The following is a 22,801-nucleotide window of genomic DNA, read 5'->3' on the forward strand; positions in this document are numbered from 1 at the left end:
CTAACGGCTCTTGACGTTCGCTTCCCAGTAGTCGCCGACCAGACCTTCTATAACACTTCCGCTGGCCCAAGGCATCAGACAGAACCAGGTGCTTGCCGGAGAACCGTCGCTGTAGGTCTCCGTTACCAGCCCTTCAGAATGACAAAATCTTTCGGACATCCAGCCCGTTTTGCCATGGTCGAATTCCTTATCAAAGCGGTTGTAGGTCTGGCAACCCCAGCCAACCGTATCCAGCATCCGTTGCCGGACATATGAATCTTCTCGCTGCTGTACGAAGTAGTACAACTCATCCACAATATTGCTGGACATTGGATGAATATGCGGATTGGCGACAGAGGTAACGCTTCCTCCGCAGCTGGACCAACCGATCGTGCTTAGCGGAGGTACCTTAACCGGTGAGTTGTAAGCGAATTTAAAGGTGAACTCGTAATCAATTGCATCCCTCATATGATCGAGATACAGATTATCGCCAGTGAAGGCGTGCAGGTATCTGACAGCCTTGATATATGCCAGAATTCCTTCGGAATCTACCGCCTTATCCGCATCAAGCGGAGCTCCATAACATTCCATTCGTTTCACATAAGTTTCATAATAATGCTTCTCGCTACGCTTCAGGCTGTCCAGATGCGTTTTGTCCCCAGTGAGCCAGGTGTAGTATGCCATAGCCGCCATACACCATGTTCCGCTGAAGGAATCATATTCAAGTCCGGCACCAGTTCTCTCGGATAGAATGGTCGGATATTCTTCATCCGAATTTTTGCTTTTCTCCAATACGAGGAGAACCTTCCGCACAAAGACCATCCAATCCTCGTGATGGCAATCTTTGATTCTTTTCTCAAATTCATACGCCTTCATAATATAAAACATAGCCTGGGCGCACAGATAGGCAGAATGCCCCGGAGTACGCATCCCGTCAAACCACCAGCCGCTTATACTCCATTTCCCATCCTGATACGCTTCATAAGGCAGCCCCGAAGCAGGGTTCAAGGAATTCTCAATGATATTCTCGATGCAGGAAAGTGTTTGCTCGCGCATGGGTTCATCCCCAAGCCTCAGAGCAGCCATCAGAACCGGAGTTGCTACAGACAAACCGTCCGTCCAGCTGATTGAGATAATTTTATTATAGCGGTAACCGCCCGTCTCCCCGTCCTCATAGACAAATGTGGAATAACTCCGGTCTTCAGGTAGCCAAGCATATTGATAGATGGCCTTCGACAGATCGGCTACAGCCGTCTGAATATCACTGCCCAGTCTTGGACGCTGATGATAGCGGTAATAGATTTCTTCCAGCGCAGCATTTATGCCTAGCTCAGACTCAGCATCGTACTCATACAAATCCAACGTGAACTCCACAGACTCTGAAGCCGTCAGTTCAAAACAGTTTTCATTAAGGGGAGCCCGTTCCTTGACAAGACGCGATTTTATGAACAAAAGCGGAGCATTCTCATAACCAAGCGTATACCCGATCGTTCCTTTGGCAAGCGAGCAGGTATAGCCGCCATACTGGTAGAATTCACCCTCAAGCTCCGGCTTCCACTGGAATTTAACTCCAGATTTGCTTACAAAGTAAGGACTGGCACAAAGACCAAATATCTTGCCGTTGTCGTATACAAGCGCCGCTGGATGTGACAATCGGTCGCTTCGCACCATCCACCAAGGAGAAGAAGGACTTGAGGGATTGCCTTCTCTCAATCTTGGGAACTCATTCGGAACATTCTGCGGAGCTTCCCCCCGGTTTCGGCCATACATAAAAGCCGGCAGGAAAAAGCGCGGATTAACCTTGGCAAACGGCAGCTCCACATGAATGACTCCCGACCACGTTGTGCTGCTTAGATTCGTTATCCGTACCGATGCCTGAAATGGCTGCTTGGCACTGCCTGTCCCGCCTGTTAACTCTACGGATGCGTTTAGTCCATGCCCATTCAATCGAGTATATTCAGTATCTTCTTGAAATTTGCTTCTTGCAGTTACGATCAGCTCCATAATCATATCCTCCAATCTGATGTATACAAACGCTTGCAATGTTCATCCCAACATGCTAGGATAATGACATTTTAAAGTAGTTCCAGAGAATAATCATTGCAAATTCCGCTATAATTATTGCGCAAATTGACCCGGAGGTTACAGATGAACGATCCTTTTGAGCTTCGATATGATCCCATCAAAAAAGACTTTCTCTATCTGCACAGGATTACTACATATAACATGGGGACCTTCTATCATCGGCATGAAGCATACGAGCTGTACTTGTTTCTGCACGGCAACGTCAACTTTTACATTGAAAACAGCTGTTACCATTTAGAACCAGGTGATTTGCTTGTGATCAATCCAGAAGAAATGCACCGTTCCTTTAGCCTGGATGAATCTGAATATGAGCGAATTACCATTAACCTCCAGAAATCTTATCTGCATCGCCTTTCTACTCCGGCCACCCATTTATCCGGATGCTTCGACTATCGTCCGAAGGGGAAAGGTAATATCGTACACCTAGAGGAATCTCAGCTAAAGCAATTTCTCCAATTCACAGGCGATCTGGAAGAGGCACTCTCATCGGATGCGTATGGAACAGATATTATAGCCAACAGCTCTATCGCTCAATTATTAGTCCTGACCAACACTATTTTTCAAAATGCAAGCTTTATTCCTACCGATATCATGCCGGAACTGGTACGTAAAACTATGGATTATATTGAAGCCCATCTCGGGCAGAACATCACGCTTGAACAACTCGCTGGCATCTTTCATTTGAATAGCACTTATATTAGCCGTCAGTTCAAAAAACACACGGGATTAACACTCCGTTCGTATTTATTGGATCGCCGTGTTTCATTGGCCAAGTCCTATCTCTGTGAAGGTCTTAGTATTACTGAAGCCTGTTATCAATCCGGCTTCAGTGACTATGCCAATTTTATACGCAGCTTTACCAAGATCGCCGGAATATCACCTGGAAAGTTCGCAAAAAAAAACGCAAGCCTCCCAGAGTAGAAGCTTGCGTTATAAAAGATGGGAACGAGAAGAGAGCCCCCATATCCCGAGTAATCCTGAACCTAACGTTCCTTCAGCCTTATATGAGCATCAAGGTACTGGTTTTGCCCCACAACGGATAAAATGCTTCCTGATTCTTTCGCCGCCTCCAGCATCTGGTCGCATTCCTCGAGTGACATGGCCATCGGCTTTTCCAGCAGATCATGCATGCCCGCCCGCAGATAGCAAAGAGTAATCTCCGCGTGGGATTGGGTAGATGTACAGATGGAGACCAGATCCACCTCTCCGCCCAGGAGCAACTGACGGTAGTCCTACATAATCCTGCACTCGAGCTGAAATTGTTGATCCCGAAGGACCTCAGCCTGCTGTTGACTATTGTCTACCAATGCACTACCTTGCAGTGTACTGGTAACAAACACAGAATTATAAATTAAAAGCATCTATGAAGCCTGTACCAATTATCGCTACACGTGTCATGAAGTCTCACGCTCCTGCATCGCATCGTTAGTTGTGGTGTCTAGTTTTTTATAAGTTCTGTAGGGTTCATACCGGTTATTTTTTTGAACAGTGTGCTGAAGTAGGGAATGTTCTTATAACCGACCCGTTCCGCCACTTCATACACCAGCATATTCCGCTCCATGAGCAACTCCCGCGCTTTCTCGATCCTAACCCGGGTCAGGTAGTTATTGAATGTCTCACCAGTAATATTTTTGAAAATAATGGACAAATGGTTCCGCGAAATGAATACCTTATCCGAAAGCTCGGCAAGTGTCAGCCCTTCTGCATAGTGCTCATGAATGTAACTGGTCATGAAATCGACAACTTGTCTATGCTTGCTGCTGCCTTTCCATTGCCTGCTGCTGCAGATCTTGGTGATTTTGTCCATCAGCCACCTTAACAGCTGATCCGGTACGATCAGGCTGCTGATCTCCTTGGCAATCTGGTCATTGGTGAACAGGTCATCCAGTACAAATCCGGATTCATACAAGGAGTAGGTTATAATTCCCCACAGCTCGCTTCCAAGCATTTGTACGTATCCTTGTGAAAGCCCCTCCTGCTTTTTCATTTCCGTTATATAGTCAAGTACAAGCTGATGGGCTTCGGCTTGCTGCGAGGCCTTCATCGCTGTCGCCAGCTTATACGAGAACTGGACCGGAAAGAGGGCGACATTTTCCGGTTCGTTGCTGCTATTCTCCTGGTACATGTACACTTCATGTGCAGAAGCGACCTGCAATGCTCTTTGATCCATTGCGCGGAAAGCTTCCTCCGTTGAGTCGGAGAGCTTCGTCCATGTATCCTTCACTCCCCCGATCCCTATCCGTGTCACCAGCTTAAGATAGCCGCCGATACTATCATTCAGCCTGATTCCTAGCTCCTCCAGCTTATCCTCTAACTGTTCAAGATGCCCTGGGCCCGGATGAATAATCAATAACGCTCTGGTACTGTGCAGCTCTGTGTACTCCATATCCGGGTACAGCTTACGCGCTACTTCACAAGCAATATTGCTGACCGCAAACCGAAACAGGTTCCAGTCGGAGACGGATAGACATCTGGCTCGTTCATCACGGATCAGTTCGATGCCAACCGTGACATGCTTGCGTTCCTGCCAAAAAAGATATGACGGCGGAAGACGTGTACTGTCTTTGTATGCATGATCCAGGGTACCGACAGCTGCGGAGCGAACCCACTCCTTTTCAACAAATGGCTCATACAGAGTCATTTTAAACTCAAGCTCCCACTGCCTGACTCGCTTTTCCTTCTCCTCCTCAAGCTCCTGGATGAGTTCGCTTAAGATCGATTTTAGCGTCGGCAGACTGATCGGCTTGGAGACGTAGTCACTTACCTGAAACCGGAGCGCTTGTCTTGCATGCTCAAAGTCCGAATAACCGCTAAGAATGATGATTTTGCCTTGAAATCCTTCCTTCCTAAGCTGCTCCATCATATCCAGGCCGCTCATTACGGGCATATAGAGATCAGTGATCACAATATCTGGACGAACACTGCGGATCATTTCCAGTCCGTCCTCCCCGTTCGAAGCCTCCCCAACCCATTCAGCTCCCAGCTCATCCCAGGGAATCGCCCGTTTCATCCCCTTCAGGACTTGGCGCTCATCATCAATGATCGAAATTTTCCACATTACCCCTACCTCCTTAAACTCTGTAAGTACCGAAGCACAACAATTTCTGCTCTACAGTAAGGAAGCGCTTACCGCACTGCCGTTTCGTATCTTATCTACAGATTTAAATCTGAATTTTGAGGATCAGTCCTTCCTAGTAGGAGGTTCTGTCAGCAGCGGCAGCACAATTTCCACCCTTGTTCCACCCTCTTCACGTTCTCTAAGCGTAATACCATAGCTATCCTCGAAATACCCGGCAACTCGCTCTCTCACATTGCGAATACCGTAGCCGCCTGTATGACGTTTATGGGGGCTGTGATCGGACTGCTTCAGTCCTGCTCCGTTATCATCAATGAAAATGTGCAGAGCATCCCCGGTTCTCTCCATTACGATAGATACATAGCCGCTGCGTTGCTTGTTGAATCCATGAACGATGGAATTCTCTACGAACGGCTGTAGCGTAAGCTTCGGAATGTATAACTCCTGCAGCTCGGAAGCCACCATAATCCGGTATTCCAGTCCCTCTCCCCAGCGCAGCTGCTGGATTTCGAGATAACACTCTATATGGAGCAGTTCATCTGCTATCGTGATGAAGCTGTTTCCATTGGACAAGCCGATCCGAAACATACAGCCCATCAACTCCAGAATGCGGCTAAGCTCATTTTGTCCGGCCTCTATTGCCATCCAGTTCAACTGATCCAACATATTATAAAGGAAATGGGGATTGATATTGGCCTGGAGCGCCTCAATTTCGGCTTTCCGCTGCTGTTCATAACGGCGCTCGAGCGAGAGATACAGCTCCTCAATTCGTTCGTTCTGCTTGCGGTAGCCAGAGAATAAATAACCGAATTCATTCTCATAATCCACCGGAAGTTCCACATTATCGCCTCCTACGGAGTACATGCGCATCGCAGTTACAAGATTTTTGATCGGCTTTGTAAACTGTTTACTTAAAAAATGGGTCAGTAGCAATACCAGCAGCACTGCAACGATACCGATCAGACCGATCCACTCCGCCAGCTTCAGGCTGCTTGCCGTGATCTGTTTCCAAGATGTGAATTCGATTAGGGTCCAGATGGAATTGTCCATCCTTGAATAGACGAGCAGCGTATCGCGGGATCCATCAGTTGCCGGGATATGGACATAGCCCGATTTATTGCTTTTAAGATCAATCCACTGGGACCAGTCATTCTGGTCCAGCGTATCGCCTATTTTCATTATTAGCTGCCCTCCGCTACCCGCCATGATTCGGTTTGATCCATCGGAATTGCCGGTTAGCAGTTTCCGAATCTCGTTGGCCTTAATATGGACGATAAGAACACCCAGATAGTCATTCTGATAGATTATTTTTCTGGAAAAGCTAAGCACAGGGATCTCGCCTTGCGCACTGATGAATTTATACTCTTTGGACCAGCAAAAATCGCTCTTCACCAGACATCCGGTCCCTTCCTGCTTGTTAAGATCCGTTAGGTTCCGGAACTGGATGTAGCTTTGCCGTTCACTTGGGATAGGATTATCCATATAGAGGTCAATCCCTTGGATCAGCGGAATAGCATAGGTCAAATTCGCGAGTGCGCTTTCTACACCTGCACGCCTGCGATATCTCTCAAATTCATCCTGCCTGTTCAGGAGAAAATTGATCAGCTCGCTGTCGCGGGAGCTGGACAGTGAAATCTGCTCGATCATGACCATCCGGGTCGTAATTTCATTATTCAGCTCATCCAGCAGTTGCTGTTGGTAATGGGAGGTGGTCTGTACGAGCGCCTTGGATGAATTGCTGTAGCTTGTCCATGCAGTAACACCCATAACCGCAATAAGCACTATGGCAAAGCTATGAAAAAACAGACGGTCAATTCTATATTTTTTAAAAGGATTGATCAAACGCTCTACCTTCCTTCGTACTCCCCCTCAGACACAATAAACGGTAAAGCTGCGAAGGGCATTCGACGCTTTACCGTTAACGGATGGATGTTTTTTTACATTTTATCCTTTTATTCCTGTTGTTGCAATCCCTTCAACGAAATACTTCTGAAGGAACATGAAGACGATTGTTGCCGGAATAATAGACACCAGTGACATGGCAAGTAGTTGCCCCCACTCCTGAGCGGACTGAGAGTCATTGATCATCCGAAGTGCCAGGCCGACAGTATACTTGTCTACCGTATTGATATACAGGAGATGACCCAGGAAATCGTCCCAATTCCATAAGAAGCAGAAGATCGTCACCGTAACAATTGCCGGAAAGGCAAGAGGCATAACAACTCTCCAAAAGATACCGAACCAAGAGCACCCATCAATTTTGGCCGATTCGTCAAGTTCTCTTGGAACACCGCGTATAAATTGAATCAGCAGGAAGACGAAGAAACTGCCGCCTGCCCCACCGGCAAGCAGATGAGGGACAATAAACGGGAGATACGTGTTCACCCAGCCCAACTGGTAAAACAGTGCATATTGAGGGATGACCAGCACTTGTCCAGGCATCATTAAGGTCAGCATCAGGATTGAGAACCAGAAATTCTTTAACGGAAAATCCAATCTCGCAAAACCGAAGGCAACCAGTGTGCAAGACAGCAGCGTTGCGACGATTACGGCAAATTCAAGTCCGAAGGTATTGAGATAGAAATCCGTAAACGTATGTCCGGGAATCGAATTCCAGCCTTTGGTGAAGTTGCTCCATTGCGGGGCAGCCGGGAAAATCGACGGCGACCCAAGCTCTGTGCTGTGTTTCAGTGAAGCACCGATCCACCAGAGAACCGGATAAACCATAATGAGGCTGAAGAGAATCATGAACAGATGACGGAACGCCGACTTCCATTTTAGTGTTTTCATTTACGTTTATCCCCTCCAGTGTCTGTTTCATAGAATACCCAATACTTCGAGGTGTAAGAGATCAGAACAGTTGCTGCAATAATTGCGACCAGCATAACCCAGGCCAGTGCCGAAGCATAACCCAGCTCATAACGGCTGAATGCCCGTTCATACAAGTACATCGCATACACATAAGTGGAGTTCATCGGCCCGCCGTTAGTTATCACAAAGGCGGAAGTGAACATTTGGAAGGCGCCAATGACGGCCATGATCAGGTTGAAATAGAGAATCGGTGAAAGCATCGGCAGTGTGATTTTGAAGAATTGAGTGACTTTATTGGCCCCATCCACAGAAGATGCCTCGTACAGATCATTTGGAATTTGCTTCAGGCCTGCCAAAAAAATAACCATGGTGGATCCAAATTGCCAGACCGTCAGCAGAATCAGCGTGCTAAGCGCCGTATCGGGGCTTGTAATCCAGCCCTTCCCTTCAAATCCAAAGACGCCAATCAGTTTGTTAAAAACCCCGTCTACACCAAAAATGTTGCGCCAGAGCAGCGATACCCCGATACTCCCTCCGATAAGTGATGGAAAATAAATCGCCGTTCGGTAGAAGCTTATTCCTTTTACGGCCTTGCTAAGAATTATAGCAACGAAGAGAGCTGCTATAAGCTTCAACGGTACGGAAGCCAGCACATACGTAAATGTTACCTTAGCGGATTGAATGAATTTAGGGTCCGCTGTAAAAATACGCTCATAATTGCGGGTCCCGATCCACTTCATCGGCTGCATCAAAGTGTAGTCGGTAAACGAATAGTACAGTGATAAGAATAACGGATACGCCGTAAGCGCTAGAAACCCGATCAGCCAAGGCGAAATAAACAAATAGCCTGCAAGCGGAGCATTCCATCTGCTTCGAAAGTATGAATTTTTTTTCGTCTTTGCAGCAGAATGGGCTATAGTGGCTGTGGAACGGTTCATCTGTGGTCACCTCTTGTGGTCAATTTTTATATCTTAAGTATATAATCCGCTCACCCCCCACTAAAGGAGAGGAATGCTCGAATTCTTTCAAAATATAACGATAAAAAAAGAAGCGGTATTCACCGCTTCTGCATTGCATTGATCATTAATAGATGGTTCTTCCCCATTGATCGGCAATTCCGCTCTTCCGGAGAAAGTACGTATTGATTCTGTCCCGCCACTCTTTAGCATGCTCAGCCTGTTCCGTAAGACGGTCCGCTACATGCCGGTATGCCTGTTCACCCACCTGTTCCTTCACAAGCTCCCAGGCGGCTGCCAGCTGACTTGCCCGCTCTGCACCTTCAAAATGTGTATCATAAATGTGCTGGATCACGGTTTTACCGGAATGGAGCACATGGGTATACGGGACATGGTGGAAAAAGAGCAGCAGTTCATCCGGACAGCTCTCGAGCGACTCGTACAGTTCCATGTTAATACGGGCATATTGGGAGGTATACCTGGTTCCGGTTGTTGTGGTGCGGTCCACACCAATTCCATAACAGTCTGCAAAGTGATAAGTACCCCACATTGAATATTCATATCCATCCACATTAGGGCCGTAGTGATGATCAGGATTGACCATAAACCCGACGCCTAACGGGGCTGTATACGCCTCATAAATCTCCCAGGAGTTCATAAGGATGTCTAGTATTGTATGAACCAGCAGCTCATTGGTGCCAAAGGTGAGCGTAATCCATTCCACAGCAATTTTCTCGGCAGACATCTCCGGATTCCAGGCCAGACGGCCGTAACCGAACAGATTCGCCTGTGCCAGCAGATGGCCCGTCCAATTGGTGTCATTTCCAATATTAGAGACGGCGGCAAAGCCGCTGTAGACACTGCCGTAAACACTTCCATCCACAATGCGTTTGACAGTAGTTCCTTCTCCTTGGAGATGTGTATCAAAGTTTAGAATCTCTTTCCACTGGGGGACCAGATAGCACACATGGCGTTGCTGTCCGGTATACTCCTGGGCAATCTGAAATTCAATTACTTGATTCGTCTGCGGCATGGCTCCAAGTAACGGCGAGATGGGCTCCCTCACCTGAAAGTCAATCGGTCCGTTCTTCACCTGCAGGATGACATTGTCCATGAAGTGTCCATCCATCGGCTGGAAATGGTCATAGGCCGCCCGCGCCCGGTCTGTGGTGCGATCACGCCAGTCCTGCTTGCAGTTATACACGAAGCAGCGCCAGATTACGATCCCGCCATGCGGCTTCAGCGCTTCGGCCAGCATATTGGCGCCGTCGGCGTGATCTCTTCCGTAGGTGAACGGTCCCGGCCGGTTCTCCGAATCGGCCTTGACCAGAAATCCTCCAAAATCAGGGATTACTGCATATATTTCCGACGCTACGACCCTCCACCATTCACGAACGTCTGAATCTAGCGGATCTGCCGATGAGAGACCGCCGATCTCAATAGTGCTGGCATAATTGACGCTTAGGAACAGCTTGATTGCATAAGCGCGGAAGATTGCTGCCAGCTTCGCCACATCCGGCAGGAATTCAATTAACAACCCGCTCTCCACCCGGTGGACATTCACGTTATTGATTGCAATGGCATTGATTCCGCTGGAGGCCAACAGGTGGGCATAATCCTGGATACGCTGAAGATTACCTGTTACCCGGTTTTCTTCATAGAAAATAGATTCTCCGGCGTATCCCCGCTCCACACTCCCGTCCATATTGTCCCACTGGTTGATCATGCGCAGTTGGTTGACAGGATTCTCTACAATATTTAAATGCCGTACAGAGCCGCCTGTTCCCATGATTCGCAGCAGGTGAAATACTCCATATAATATACCTGCGGATGTGACTGCTCCGATGGTAATATTACCGGTAAGGCTGTCGGTTTGAATTGCATAGCCCTCCGCTTTGACTGCACTGTTTACATGGGCGTTGAATAGTTCATCTATGCCAGTGCCAGTTCCGAAAATTCCTATTACAATACTGGGAGTACTTTCAGCATTACCTGATATGGAAACCTTTGTGCCTGTGATCCCCTCCATGCCTTGAGACAACTCGTTCACTGCAGAACTAATAACAACATCATCCTGCGTAACAACAATATGTTTGTACACCACATATTGATCAACATTTGCCCCCGTTGTGTTCCGGCGGTACTGCTGCCAGGCCAGGTATCCGTCTCCTGGGTGATACAACAAAGCATTACTCATCAAAAAATCCTCCCTATGCCTCAATCTCCACTTGATCTTCTTATATGTTCAAGCGCCAGTATGGTCGTAAATGTTCGGGATAGCCGTCTACAACGAAATCAAATTCAAGGCCCGGAACAAGGCTTGTTCCGGGCTGCGTCCTTGAATTATTTTTCGTAAGATTGTGCTGCTTCTTTCAACTGCTCAAAGGCTTCCTCCGGTGTGACTTTTCCAAAACTAAGCTGATCCCGGACAAGCACCCAGTCTTTGTCAATAAAGTTCGTCCAGCCTTCTGCTCCAGCTGACCAGGTCTGACCATTCTTTTCAGTCGCACGGAGGAGTTCTAATCCAACCTTATCCAGATCGCTCATACTTGCTTCCAGGGAAGTGGAAATTTCCTTGTTAGCCGGCAGACCGCGGAATGATTGCAGAATCTTACCTGCCTCCTGATCATTCACAAACCAATTGATGAATTTTTTAGCTTCTTCAGCATGCTTGGAGTTTTTGGAGACGGACAGGTACATGGATGGTTTCAGCCATCCACCTGCTTCTTTTGCATGCGGCATGGTTACTAGTGCGTAAGCACCTGGTTTAATGCTATCCCAAGTCCCTAGGTTATTGGAGAAGCTATACCGGAACAAAACTTTGCCTGCTGCCATCAAGTCCATTTGTGGATCATTTTCCTTGTCGGATGCGTTTACGTCCGCCGGAGGAACCAATCCTTCCTTACGCAGTTCTTCAAACTTCTTGGTCCATTCCAGATAGGTTGTTTGATCAACGTTGAAGTGACCATCATCAGTGATGACCTGGCCTTTACCTTCGGCGTATTGGTAGGCTGAATACATAAAGTAGTTGCCTGCATAGTCCAAGGTGAAATATTGTCCGCTTGGCAGCTTGGATTTAGATTCCTTTGCCAAGGCGAAGAAATCATCCCAGGACCAGCCATTGGCCGGGTTCGCAATCCCGAGCTTATCCATAGCAGCCTTGTCGTACACCATACCGAACGCTACCGAGCCCAAAGGAACAGCATATTGCTTGCCGTCAAGTTGACCTCCGGCCAGCAATTTCTCATCAAATTTACTTACATCGACCTCAGGTGCCAGCTCAGCTAATTGATTACGGGACATCCAGTCCGGCATCCAGCCTGGATCGAGCTGTATAATATCTGGTGCGTTATTAGCCGCAGCTTGAGTAGATAACTTGTCCAAGTATCCGTCCATACCGGAATACTCCGGCTCAAACGTAATATTCGGATTATTCTTTGTGTACAAGTTCAGCGCAGCGAGGGTTGCCTCATGGCGCGGCTGGGACCCCCACCACATAATACGCAGCTTAACAGGTTCATTGCTTGGTGCAGTCGTTGCCGCGGTATTAGTACCGGCAGGCTCGGTTCCGCCGCCGCATGCCACAATCGTTCCCAGCAAGGCCGTCATGGCCAAGACCGTAAGAGAACGCTTCCATTTTAACATCTTTAACCCTCCTTATTTAATCTGTAATGTCTTGATACACCGTTATAGTAACAATTATAAATGGAAGTTCATATGAGGGTGATGCACGATTTATTTTAAAATCTCACGGAAATGAATAAGGGTATACTTTTTCCGCCTAATGGCTTATAGCAGGAAATACCACATTTGTTGATATATTTTAGCGGCAAGTTCCTCTATAATAAACTGCAAAAATCGCGATGGAATTTCTCTATCCCGATTTATATTAACTCCGACTGATACCCAGATCCTTGGCAACTCCCGCGGCATCCGATCTTCCCCCGCCTGTGCCCAAGCCAAAGCGCCTCACCACAACTTCCATCTTTCTCATCCAGAATATCGAGATTGCTGTAGATTTTACTATGTTGCTTCAGGATATCCCAGATGCTCTTTTTGTGTTGTTTATATCGTTTTTCGTCTATGCTTTGGGGTGAATACGATGTGATATTTACACATTCACTTTGTATGTGATTTATCATTTCGATTAGCCATTAAACTACCTTTCCTTTCGTTACACGTAGTAGCTTGAACCCTCCTATTGTAACGAACGCATCAGGTGTTTTTTTGCTATAAGGACTTGACTACACCACCCGCATAGCAGGTGGTTTTCTATTTCCCACGCTTCGCGTGCTCAACTGACCTTCCTCTATCCTTAATTTGTAGTCAGGTAGGCATCACAGATGTTTTTTACCTGTCCAGATTGTTCAAGGCATTAACCGGATCTTCCCCAACAGCATACAGAGTGGAACACCGAATGAATTAAAAAGCTTGACTCATAGTGTCCAAATATCAACTGGCAATCTCACGAGGAACCCTGGGTTTGGAAAAACCAACTCCGTTCTTTGATCCATATAAGATACCGTGACCTTTCCGTTATTCAAGGAACGAATCCTTGCATTTTGAAGCCTTCCGTCGCTCCACTCTATATCCACTTCGAATCCTCCACGTGCCCGCAGACCTCGGACAGAGCCGTTTGGCCAGACACTTGGCAAAGCAGGAAGCAACCGAATTTCTCCTCCATGGCTTTGAAGTAGCATCTCAGCGATGCCTGCCGTTCCTCCGAAATTACCGTCAATCTGAAACGGGGGATGATCACAAAATAGATTAGGCAACGTTGACGAACGAAGCAGTTCTTGTATATTCTCATAAGCAAGCTCTGATTCCTCCAGTCTTGCCCACATATTCAGAATCCACGCCCGGCTCCAGCCAGTGTGCCCGCCCCCATGCGTAAGTCTTCTTCTAAGTGTAACCCGGGCTGCTTCAGCTAGCGCCGGAGTCGATTCTGGTGTGATTTGTGATCCGGGATGCAGGGCAAACAAATGGGAGATATGCCTGTGCCCCGGCTCGAGTTCTTCATAGTCAATACTCCATTCTTGGATCTGGCCATGTTTTCCCACTGCGAGCTTTGGAATTCGCTTGAGAGCTTTACGCAGCATCGCTCCAAATTCCTGATCCTCCTGAAGGATTATTGTACTCTTGATACAGCGTTCAAAAAGCTCCCTGATGATCTGGCTGTCCATTGAAGCACCATAACATAATGCTCCCGACTCCCCGTTTGGAAGCACGTAACGATTCTCCGGTGATGATGAAGGGCTGATGACCAGGTTTCCGTAAGGATCTTCTATTAAATAATCAAGCAGAAAGAAGGCAGCCTCCTTCATCGTATCGTAAGCCTCCTTTAGAAAAGAGGCGTCCTGTCCAAACTCATAATGATCCCATAAATGCAAGGACAGCCAAGCTGCTCCCATAGTCCAGAATGTCGAGGTGATGCATACATCCTGCGGGGCGGTATCAGCCCAGATATCCGAATTGTGGTGAGCTACGAATCCTCTGCATCTGTACATAATTCTGGCTGTTTCTTTTCCGCGCTCCTGCATTCTGTCTATAAAATCAATTAAAGGGATATGGCATTCTGCGAGATTGCATATTTCAGCAGGCCAATAATTCATCTGCGTATTGATGTTGATCGTATATTTGCTGTCCCAGATGGGAAGCATGTCCTTATTCCAGATTCCTTGAAGGTTGGCCGGCAATGACCCGGGACGACTGCTTGATATCAGCAAATAACGACCAAACTGGAAATAAAGGCTGATAAGTTCGTTGTCCTCTGCTCCATTCTTAATCCGTTCCAGCCGCTGATCTGTCGTAAGAAAGGAAGAAGTGCTTGTGCTGTCTACATTTCCTTGAAGGGATAATTCTACACGGCCGAATAATGCTTGATAATCCTCAATATGTCCTGTACGTAGCTGATCATAAGACTTTCCCGCGGCGCGATCAAGTCTGCATATGCATTCGGCCTCCATCTGTTCTTTGGGAATCCGAAAGTCGGTACAGGCTGACACTAGAATGGTTGCTGCATTTACATCCTTTAAGGAAAGCTGACCGTTTGAATAAGAAATTTGCCCCTCCTCGGTGACAATTCGGATGACACAACAGAAGCGGATCCCTTCCTCTCCACCACTCCTACCGCGGATGATCAGATCTGCTGGACTACGAGTTTCGATTCGGTCTAGATAAGCATGGAGACCCACGGGGTGTTTGAGAACATCTGACCATGGAGTCGGCTCCAGCACGATCCCTCTTCCGAATAAGGCAGAGAAAGACAGAGCCCCATATTCACTGGAGTTCAGACGAACTACTAGCACCTGATCCGGAAAGCTTGAGAAATATTCACGGCAGTAATTGACCTGATTCACACGATAATTTACACTAACTATCCCGTGGTCAAGATCGAGCTGTCGGCGATAATCTTTGATTTCCTCTTCTCCATCACCTATGTTCAAGTATAAGTCGCCCAATGACTCATAGTGGCGCTGCCCGTCAGGAACACCTACCAGTGCTACAGATGCGAGTTCTTCTGCCTGCTTGATTTGTCCTGAAAATAGCAGGCTCCTGATTTCGTCCAAATATTCAAATGAATGAGGATTATTGCGGTCCATGGGACCACCATACCAGAGACTGTCCTCGTTTAACTGGATTCTCTCAATGCTGGTTTTACCAAAAATCATTCCTCCAAGTGTTCCATTTCCGATAGGTATAGCTTCTTCCCATTTTTCGGCGGGTTGATTGAACCAGATCATTTTTTCATTCATTATTTATCCCCCTATAGATATAACTCTCTCATTCTAAGTTAATCCTCATAAATAAATGGATGTATAAAACTAACCTGAACATTCACAATTCTATCAACGACCCACTATTCAATTACTGAATCGCTCCTTTTTGATATAAAGAAAATCATCAAAGTCAGCGTATCCACCGATTCCCTTTACAGTATAGTTGAACAACCCAATCCGATAACCCATGAAATGGTGCAGCGTGTATTTCATCTGCAGCGCGTGTCCTAATGAATCCCAGTCTTCACCGTCAGTTGAATAGTAGAAATAAGCCTCATCCACGCTGTCTTCGAAATTAAAATCAATCTTCAAGTAAATCCGGCTTTCCCCATACGACAAACTCTCAGTTATAATCTCGTTGCCGTCCTCTCCTTTGACTGTCATTACAACGCGGTGTTCGCCTCTCTCGTCCACCTGAACGCCAACAGTGCCAAATTGGGATGCAAAGGCGACAAGTCCTGCATGGTCTCCAGGCTTCATCCCCTTCGTATCGAGCAGCAATGATCCTGAGCAGGCAGGGCCTTCTGTCCGCTGCGTTAGCGTATTACGAGCATATTCGACACTGCTTGCAGGATGCCCCGTCTTCAGCCGCAGCCAGCCTTGACGCTCGATTACGGACCACTTCGAGTTGTCCGGATTATGGTTCCACTGCCAGTTCAACGCTAGTAGATTATCGGAATAATCGAAACCATCACTGATGACGAGCGGCTTCTGCTCAGAAGGGGGTAACGGTGCTTCAAAGGATACGAGCGCTTTGTCGTTCACACCGATGACCGGCCAATTATTCGCCCAGGAAACGGGAAGCACGCAGGGAACACGGCCGACGGCATCGCGGTCCTGAAACAGAACGGCATACCATTCCCCAGTCTCGGAATCCACAATGCCGCCTTGTGCAACGCCATAATTGTGGTAGCCCATGTCATCTTCGATTAGTACGCGGTGATCATAGGGGCCGAGCAGCTCCCGCGAACGGTAGACCAGTTGTCTCCTTCGGCGGAGTCCCATGCTTGGCCAATCAATAAAGAACAAGTAATAATAGCCTTCAAGCCTGTACGCATGGCACCCTTCGCACCGGAGTGCGATTCCTTCAAGTTCTGTTTCGAACAGGGGTTGATGGACACCATCCGGCTTAATTGCCGCCGCATCAGCCGTTAGTTCCGTAATTCGGATATGACCGTTGCCATAGATCACAAACACACGGTCATCGTCGAAGAGAAGGGCCGGATCATGGTGAAGACCTTCAATGACAGAACGTTTCCATGATCCGCGCTCGATGTCCGCTGTCCGGTAGACATAAAACCTGTTCATATCATTGCATGAGAAGCAAATATAAAACATGCCTTTATGAAAACGAAGACTTGCAGCCCATGAGCCTTGGCCGTAGATACCTTTGCCGTCGAGCAAATTATGTGCGTCGTTATCCTCGAGAGTTTCGAAGACATAATTCACGATTTCCCAGTTCATCAGGTTTTTCGATTTCATGATCGGACATCCGGGCATCGAATGCATGCTAGTACTGACCATGTAGTATACGTTTTCTACCCGGATCACACTCACATCCGGAACATCCGCCCAGAGAACTGGATTTGTAATCATTATCATATATACTCTTTCCTCCCTTTAAGTTTCTAATAATTGTTTCTTTTTTGGTGTCAGCTTTTTGTGTGAGACTTACAGACAGGAGAGAAGGAAGCTTCAAAAGCTCCCTTCTTTTCATTTCCTATTTGAAAGAAATTTGCATAACAGCTTACTTTCCGTAAACTCTATAGATGATTACCGATGCTTCCGCCCTAGTAGCTGTTCCGGTTGGATTGATAGATTTTCCATCTCCCTGAATAATCCCTTCATTAACTAGAGCCGCTACACTATCTTTGGCGTAGGCCGTCTACTTTTAAAGCATCCGCATAGTTGCATAGGTCTTCAGCGCTGCCGCTAGAAGCCAATTTGTTCACCGACTTCAGCGCTCTTGCCACGATGACCATCATATCCTGTCTCGAGATTTCTTCCTTCGGATTTGAGTTGTTGCCGTCCATTCCACTGATTATTCTCGACTTCTTGGCAATACTGAGGGCTTCATAGTAGTAGGATCCTTGACTAACATCTGCAAAATTGGAACCGTCTTCCACTCCCAAGCCCAGAGCCCGCACCAGCAGCAACACAAAGTCGGCACTCGTGATGTTTTTCTCCGGGATAAAGGACGTCCCGGAGGTTCCTTTAATGGTTCCCATCGCATACAGCGTGTCAATCGCCTCAGAAGCCCAGCCAGTTCCCTGCCTGGCATACCCGGTCCCCGCCGCAAGTACGGACACATCGTACCGGAGCACCGTTCCAGGCAACGTCGTGATCTCCTCCGATCCTCTGTAGATCTTGTAGCCCGTCACTCCCGTATCATCTGCAGCACCCGTCCATGCTAGAGTGAGGCCAGAAGTTGTTACCTGAGAGGCTTCGAGCTTGCTTTTTATAGATTTGGAATAATTGTGCATATAAATAACTATATTGTTTCTCTGCCATTTCTGGAGAAAGAGAGGAGTTCATTCCAGCCAGGATATCCGATTCGCTAATAGCAACTTTGACACCCAAGGAAGCGAACTTTTCAAGTGAAGCTTCCACATTGGCCGACTTGGTTCGTAGTGGGATTGCATACCGATCCCGGCAATGAGGAGCTTTCCGGAATGAGTCGATGCATACCGGTCATTAAGCTCTTTGACCATGTCGTAGATGGCATCCCGCTTCGCCGGGAAATCTTCATTGAAATCATTGTAATACAGCTTGATATCGCCCCAATCAGGGTAGTTATCCAGCACTTCTCTTGCCGCAAGGAATGCCTGTTCAATGAAGTCAGGTCTTACGGAATAATACCAAGCTGATTTACGCAGAGCATCTTTCCAATCGGTGACCGGATGAGGGGCATCTTGCATTGCCTCATTCACTACATCCCATGATTCCGGGATGCCTCCATAATGCTACATTACGATTTTGATATGCGTTCTCATATTGGGTAGCGCTTCATCACGGCAGAGGTATACCTGATTTTCCGCTTCATCCTCCAGCGCATTTCCTGATACGTCCACCTGTTGGTTGAACCATGCCGGGGTCTGGCTGTGCCACACCAGTACATGTCCATGAATATTCTTTCCCTGACTCTGAGCTTCAGCGATCATGCCGTCCGCAGTTCCAAAGGTAAAGGTACCCTTGTTTTTCTGCAAGGTATCCGGTTTAAGCTGGTTGCCGATGGTCACGCCCTTAAAACGGTAGTTATAGAAGCTATTCTCTCCAGTCCGCATTCAGGAAACCGGTATTCCCCGGTATGTTGGTAATCTGTGAGCGTAGGATTAACCCTTTACACCTCCGACAGTCATCCCCTGAACAAAGTATCTCTGCAGGAACGGATAGATCATCAGAATCGGAACACTGGCAATAATCGTCATCGTCGCCCGCAACGCAGTAGGAGTAACCCTAACAGCATTTTCCGCAGATTGGTAGGCCTCCACCGCCCCTGCAGTCGCAGACGTGTTGGTGGTCTGCAAGATTTTCATTAACTCGTACTGTAGCGTGCTTAATTTGATATTCGAGGAATTATACAAAAACACGTCAAACCAGGAATTCCATTGTCCCACAGCCACAAACAATGATACGGTCGCCATGGCTGGAATGGTCAACGGCATTACGACGCGAATAAAGGTAGTGAATTCTCCGGCACCGTCAATTCGGGCCGATTCCAGGATACCTTCGGGAAGGCCTTCAATAAAGGATCGGATGACGATCATGTTGAACACCCCGATAACACCCGGAGCAATATAAACCCAGAAGGAATCCGTCAAGCCCAAATTACGGATAAGCAGATATCCGGGGATCAGACCTCCGCTGAAATACATCGTAAACACGAAGAACAGGGTAACAAACTTGCGGAGCACAAACTCCTGACGGCTGACAGTGAAAGCCAGCATTGCCGTACAGAAGACGGAAACCGCAGTTCCGATCACGGTGCGGAGAAGTGAAATTAAGGTCGCATGGTAAATATCTGATTCTCCGAAGATATATTTATAATTGTTCAAGGTCCACATCCGGGGCCACAAATAAATGCCGCCTCTCACGGCATCGTTGGCGTCGTTAAGAGAAACGGCGATCATATTAATGAAAGGGTATATAGTGACGATCATCAGACACACCATAAAAATAATATTGCATATATCAAATATCCGATCCCCCAGACTGGAATTGCGTAAGCGGGACGCTTTTCTTGATTGCATGACATAGACCTCCTTTTAGAATAATCTGCTTTCTCCCATTCTCTTTGCGATATGATTAGCTGAGAAAAGGAAGATGAAGCTGACTACGGTTTTAAATATGCCTGCCGCTGTCCCTAAGGAAAAGTTGCCCATTCCCAAACCATACTTCAGCACAAAAATATCCAGGTTCTCTGAATAATCCATATTCATCCCATTGCCCAGCAAATATTGCGGCTCAAATCCGGATTCAAGAATATTGCCCAAATTCATAATCAGCAAGATTATGATAACCGGCTTGAGTCCGGGAAGCGTAATATTAAACATCCGCTGAAAACGGTTTGCTCCGTCGATTTCAGCCGCCTCATATTGGGAAGGGTCAATTGAAGTAATAGCTGCCAAATAAATAATGGTGTTCCAGCCTACGTCTTTCCAAACCTGGGTCACACCGAGAATCCCCCAAAAATAATTTCCTTTACCCATCCACAGCTCCGGTTTATCCAGGAGATGGAGCTTCGTCAGCAGCAGATTAATGATGCCGTCTGGCGATAACACAGTTAGCACAATACTGGACGCTACAACCCAGGAGATAAAGTGCGGCAAATAGCTGACGGTCTGAACCACACGTTTAAAAATAATATTCTTCAGCTCATTCAGCAAAAGTGCCAGCGTGATCGCTGTAACGAATCCCAGCACCAATTGAACCGTACTCATCACCAGTGTGTTTCTCAGCACCCGATAAAAGGTGTTGTCCTCAAACAGAATCCTAAAGTGCTTCAACCCCGCCCATTCCTGCTCCGAGTAGCTTCTGGCCGGCTTATAATTTTGAAAAACCATGGTCCAGCCCCAAAGGGGAAGGTATTTAAACACAAAAGCCCAAATCACGAAAGGAATACACATAAACGCCAGTGTCTTCTGCTGAATAAGGCGTTTGAAGAACAAATTTGTTTTATTTATTCTCGTACAGTTGGCTTGAGGGCCAGAGTTTAGAGAATATATTGGTTTCTCCACTTGTTTTAACTCCCTTCCGGCTCCTTACAGAAAAACCTCGGGGTCGAAACGCCTCTCGACCTCCGACCCCGGGCATCTAACAACCATTTACAAATATTGCATTACCATTTGCCTGCAACGCGGTCTTGTACAGCTTTCGTAATGAAATCTTCATACGTCTTCTTGTTCAGCTTGTTGAACTGGCCCATGTACTCATCCCAATCCTTGTTGAAATTGGTCGGGGTGTCTAAAATCATCGTAGGCAGGTATTTCCGTTGCAGATCGTCCGCTTTGGTTATAAACATCTGTTCAGGCGATCCTTGTTCCAGCGCGATCGACCAAGCGGGAGACCATGGACGTTCATCAGGATTGCTAAAAAGCTCGCTGAAGGTCTTCGCGTCATATGCTGCAAGCAGCTTCTTGTCACCGTCCGTATACCCGAAGGATGCTACCTCAGGCTGATTGCCCGGGCCGTAGGCATTGCCATCCTCCAGAACGGAGTTGTTTCCGTAACGCGGCCAGCTGTAATTGAAATAGTCGAACCCGAATTTTTGACTCTGTTCGGGATCTTCATGCATTTGGCGCTGTTCGTCATTGGCGTAAGTGAAGCGGCCGTTCTCATCAACTGAATAGCTTTGATCCTTAATGCCCCACTGAACCAGGATCTGATTTTCCTCTTTCAGCAGGTTATCGAAGTACTTAATAATACGGACCGGATCTTTGGCTTTAACGGTGATGCCAATCCCGTAGTTGTTGACAAATCCAGGCGGGTCAATATATTGATCCTTAATATCTTTATCGAACACGATCGGCAACGCCACGTACCGTTTATCATCACTGCCGGCTTTCTTCAGATTGTTGGTGGCATCCCCAACCTGCCAGGAATAGCTGAAATAACCGAGTACCCGTCCAGAGGTCAGCTTCGCTAAATACTGGTCTCTGTTCATTGTGAAGGATTCCGAATCGACCAAACCTTCGGCATTTGCCGCATTCAGCTTCCCTATCCACCGCTTCTGATAATCGGAGCCCGCCACCAGCTTGGCCTCATGGGTCTTCATGTCCACCATGGTGCTGCCGTCGTTGGGGTAGCCAGCCAAGTGCATGGCCGGATTCTGGAGGGCAAAGAAGCTGCCCTGCTCACCGGCAAAGGTAGCGAAACCGATGGTATCCTTGCCGTCCACCTGAGGGTGTTTTTCCTTGTACTGCTTGATCAGATCGAAATATTCATCCAGTGTGGTGATTTTAGGGTAATTGAACTCTTTCAATACGGAGCGCTGAATATAGAACCCCGTCTGGAAATTAGGCTCGGAAACGTAGCCGATATTGGCTCCATAAGGGAAAAAGTAGATTTTCCCGTCTTCCTGTCTGAATTTATCAAAGTAGGGTCCGTATACACGCTTAATGTTCGGTCCATACTTTTCAATCAGATCATCAAGCGGAATGAAAGCCCCTGCGTTCATAAGCTTGGCCATTTGGTTGCTGGAGTCGATGATATCAGGATAATCTCCGCTGGCGATCATAACTCCGGCTTTGGTATCGCCATCGCCAACCAGATATTCTATGTTCCAGTCAACGCTGGTTTGTTTCTGCAATTCTTTCCCGATTGTTGTGTCGCTTGCCAGGACTTGTTTTTTTGGTGCGCCAAAGCTGAAATACTTGTAGGTAACAGCCGAGGTATCCTCGCTTCCAGATGCGGAATTCCCCGGAGCTGTTGTACTGTCAGACGAATTGTTGCCATTACTGCAACTTGCCAAAGTCGCTGCTAAGACGACTGCCAATCCAGCAGTTAGAATCTTGCCTTTAAACATTTTGACTCCTTCCCCCTTTTAGATTTCTTAATTTCCTTTCAAACCTGTAAGCTCTTTCAATATAACAAGAAAACGCTTTCTTTATTACCCA

17 protein-coding genes and 2 pseudogenes are annotated in these 22,801 nt (G+C 47.2%); 2 read left to right on the plus strand and 17 right to left on the minus strand.

Annotated features, from left to right (window positions below):
• Positions 1-1,983 carry a hypothetical protein gene (locus HPL003_RS20535; RefSeq protein WP_014281675.1) on the minus strand — a complete coding sequence of 661 codons (1,983 nt, stop codon included), beginning with the start codon at positions 1,981-1,983 and terminating at the stop codon, positions 1-3.
• 144 nt (positions 1,984-2,127) lie between these two features.
• Between HPL003_RS20535 and HPL003_RS20540 the strand changes: the two genes are divergently transcribed.
• A complete protein-coding gene (locus HPL003_RS20540; protein WP_014281676.1) occupies positions 2,128-2,985 on the plus strand; it encodes a helix-turn-helix transcriptional regulator in 858 nt (285 codons plus the stop codon).
• 62 nt (positions 2,986-3,047) lie between these two features.
• On the opposite strand, the gene HPL003_RS20545 is transcribed toward HPL003_RS20540, so the two are convergent.
• From HPL003_RS20545 to HPL003_RS30000, 8 genes and pseudogenes are all read right to left on the minus strand, one after another.
• Positions 3,048-3,284 (minus strand): Gfo/Idh/MocA family protein, encoded by a 237-nt coding sequence (locus tag HPL003_RS20545; protein WP_014281677.1) that lies wholly within the window; start codon positions 3,282-3,284, stop codon positions 3,048-3,050.
• 218 nt (positions 3,285-3,502) lie between these two features.
• The gene (locus HPL003_RS20550) at positions 3,503-5,122 is read right to left on the minus strand and encodes a response regulator transcription factor (RefSeq protein WP_014281678.1); all 1,620 of its coding nucleotides are present in this window, start codon (positions 5,120-5,122) and stop codon (positions 3,503-3,505) included.
• A 123-nt stretch (positions 5,123-5,245) separates the two neighbouring features.
• Positions 5,246-6,982 (minus strand): sensor histidine kinase, encoded by a 1,737-nt coding sequence (locus tag HPL003_RS20555; protein WP_014281679.1) that lies wholly within the window; start codon positions 6,980-6,982, stop codon positions 5,246-5,248.
• A gap of 102 nt (positions 6,983-7,084) precedes the next feature.
• Positions 7,085-7,930: a carbohydrate ABC transporter permease gene (locus HPL003_RS20560; RefSeq protein WP_014281680.1), complete on the minus strand. Its 846-nt coding sequence runs from the start codon at positions 7,928-7,930 to the stop codon at positions 7,085-7,087.
• Positions 7,927-8,889, minus strand: coding sequence for a carbohydrate ABC transporter permease (locus HPL003_RS20565; RefSeq protein ID WP_014281681.1), 963 nt, complete (start codon positions 8,887-8,889; stop codon positions 7,927-7,929). Before HPL003_RS20565 ends, HPL003_RS20560 begins: the two co-directional genes overlap by 4 nt.
• Positions 8,890-9,034: 145 nt before the next feature.
• The gene (locus tag HPL003_RS20570; protein WP_014281682.1) at positions 9,035-11,104 is read right to left on the minus strand and encodes an alpha-glucuronidase family glycosyl hydrolase; all 2,070 of its coding nucleotides are present in this window, start codon (positions 11,102-11,104) and stop codon (positions 9,035-9,037) included.
• A gap of 146 nt (positions 11,105-11,250) precedes the next feature.
• Complete coding sequence (locus tag HPL003_RS20575; protein ID WP_014281683.1) at positions 11,251-12,552, minus strand: ABC transporter substrate-binding protein; 1,302 nt, start codon at positions 12,550-12,552, stop codon at positions 11,251-11,253.
• 383 nt (positions 12,553-12,935) lie between these two features.
• A pseudogene (locus HPL003_RS30000) lies at positions 12,936-13,026 on the minus strand (IS200/IS605 family transposase); the annotation flags it as partial.
• A 145-nt stretch (positions 13,027-13,171) separates the two neighbouring features.
• Here HPL003_RS30000 and HPL003_RS30590 point away from each other — a divergent pair.
• Complete coding sequence (locus HPL003_RS30590) at positions 13,172-13,333, plus strand: AraC family transcriptional regulator (RefSeq protein ID WP_081473737.1); 162 nt, start codon at positions 13,172-13,174, stop codon at positions 13,331-13,333.
• Between the two features lie 10 nt (positions 13,334-13,343).
• Here HPL003_RS30590 and HPL003_RS20580 read toward each other — a convergent pair whose 3' ends face one another.
• The 8 genes and pseudogenes from HPL003_RS20580 to HPL003_RS20615 form a co-directional block, all read right to left on the minus strand.
• A complete protein-coding gene (locus HPL003_RS20580; protein WP_014281685.1) occupies positions 13,344-15,662 on the minus strand; it encodes a glycoside hydrolase family 95 protein in 2,319 nt (772 codons plus the stop codon).
• 108 nt (positions 15,663-15,770) lie between these two features.
• Positions 15,771-17,288 (minus strand): glycoside hydrolase family 43 protein, encoded by a 1,518-nt coding sequence (locus tag HPL003_RS20585; RefSeq protein ID WP_014281686.1) that lies wholly within the window; start codon positions 17,286-17,288, stop codon positions 15,771-15,773.
• 145 nt (positions 17,289-17,433) lie between these two features.
• Complete coding sequence (locus tag HPL003_RS30595) at positions 17,434-17,526, minus strand: hypothetical protein (protein WP_081473801.1); 93 nt, start codon at positions 17,524-17,526, stop codon at positions 17,434-17,436.
• 25 nt (positions 17,527-17,551) lie between these two features.
• The gene (locus HPL003_RS20590) at positions 17,552-18,022 is read right to left on the minus strand and encodes an S-layer homology domain-containing protein (protein ID WP_043922468.1); all 471 of its coding nucleotides are present in this window, start codon (positions 18,020-18,022) and stop codon (positions 17,552-17,554) included.
• A gap of 52 nt (positions 18,023-18,074) precedes the next feature.
• Positions 18,075-18,970, minus strand: a pseudogene (locus HPL003_RS27845) (endo-1,4-beta-xylanase).
• A 48-nt stretch (positions 18,971-19,018) separates the two neighbouring features.
• Positions 19,019-19,936, minus strand: coding sequence for a carbohydrate ABC transporter permease (locus HPL003_RS20605; protein ID WP_014281688.1), 918 nt, complete (start codon positions 19,934-19,936; stop codon positions 19,019-19,021).
• A 15-nt stretch (positions 19,937-19,951) separates the two neighbouring features.
• Entirely contained in the window at positions 19,952-20,869 is a 918-nt protein-coding gene (locus HPL003_RS20610; protein WP_043922830.1) for an ABC transporter permease, read from the minus strand.
• A 155-nt stretch (positions 20,870-21,024) separates the two neighbouring features.
• Entirely contained in the window at positions 21,025-22,710 is a 1,686-nt protein-coding gene (locus tag HPL003_RS20615) for an ABC transporter substrate-binding protein (RefSeq protein WP_014281690.1), read from the minus strand.
• Positions 22,711-22,801: the final 91 nt, after the last annotated feature.

Source organism: Paenibacillus terrae HPL-003, assembly GCF_000235585.1.
Classification (GTDB): Bacteria; Bacillota; Bacilli; order Paenibacillales; family Paenibacillaceae; genus Paenibacillus; species Paenibacillus terrae_B.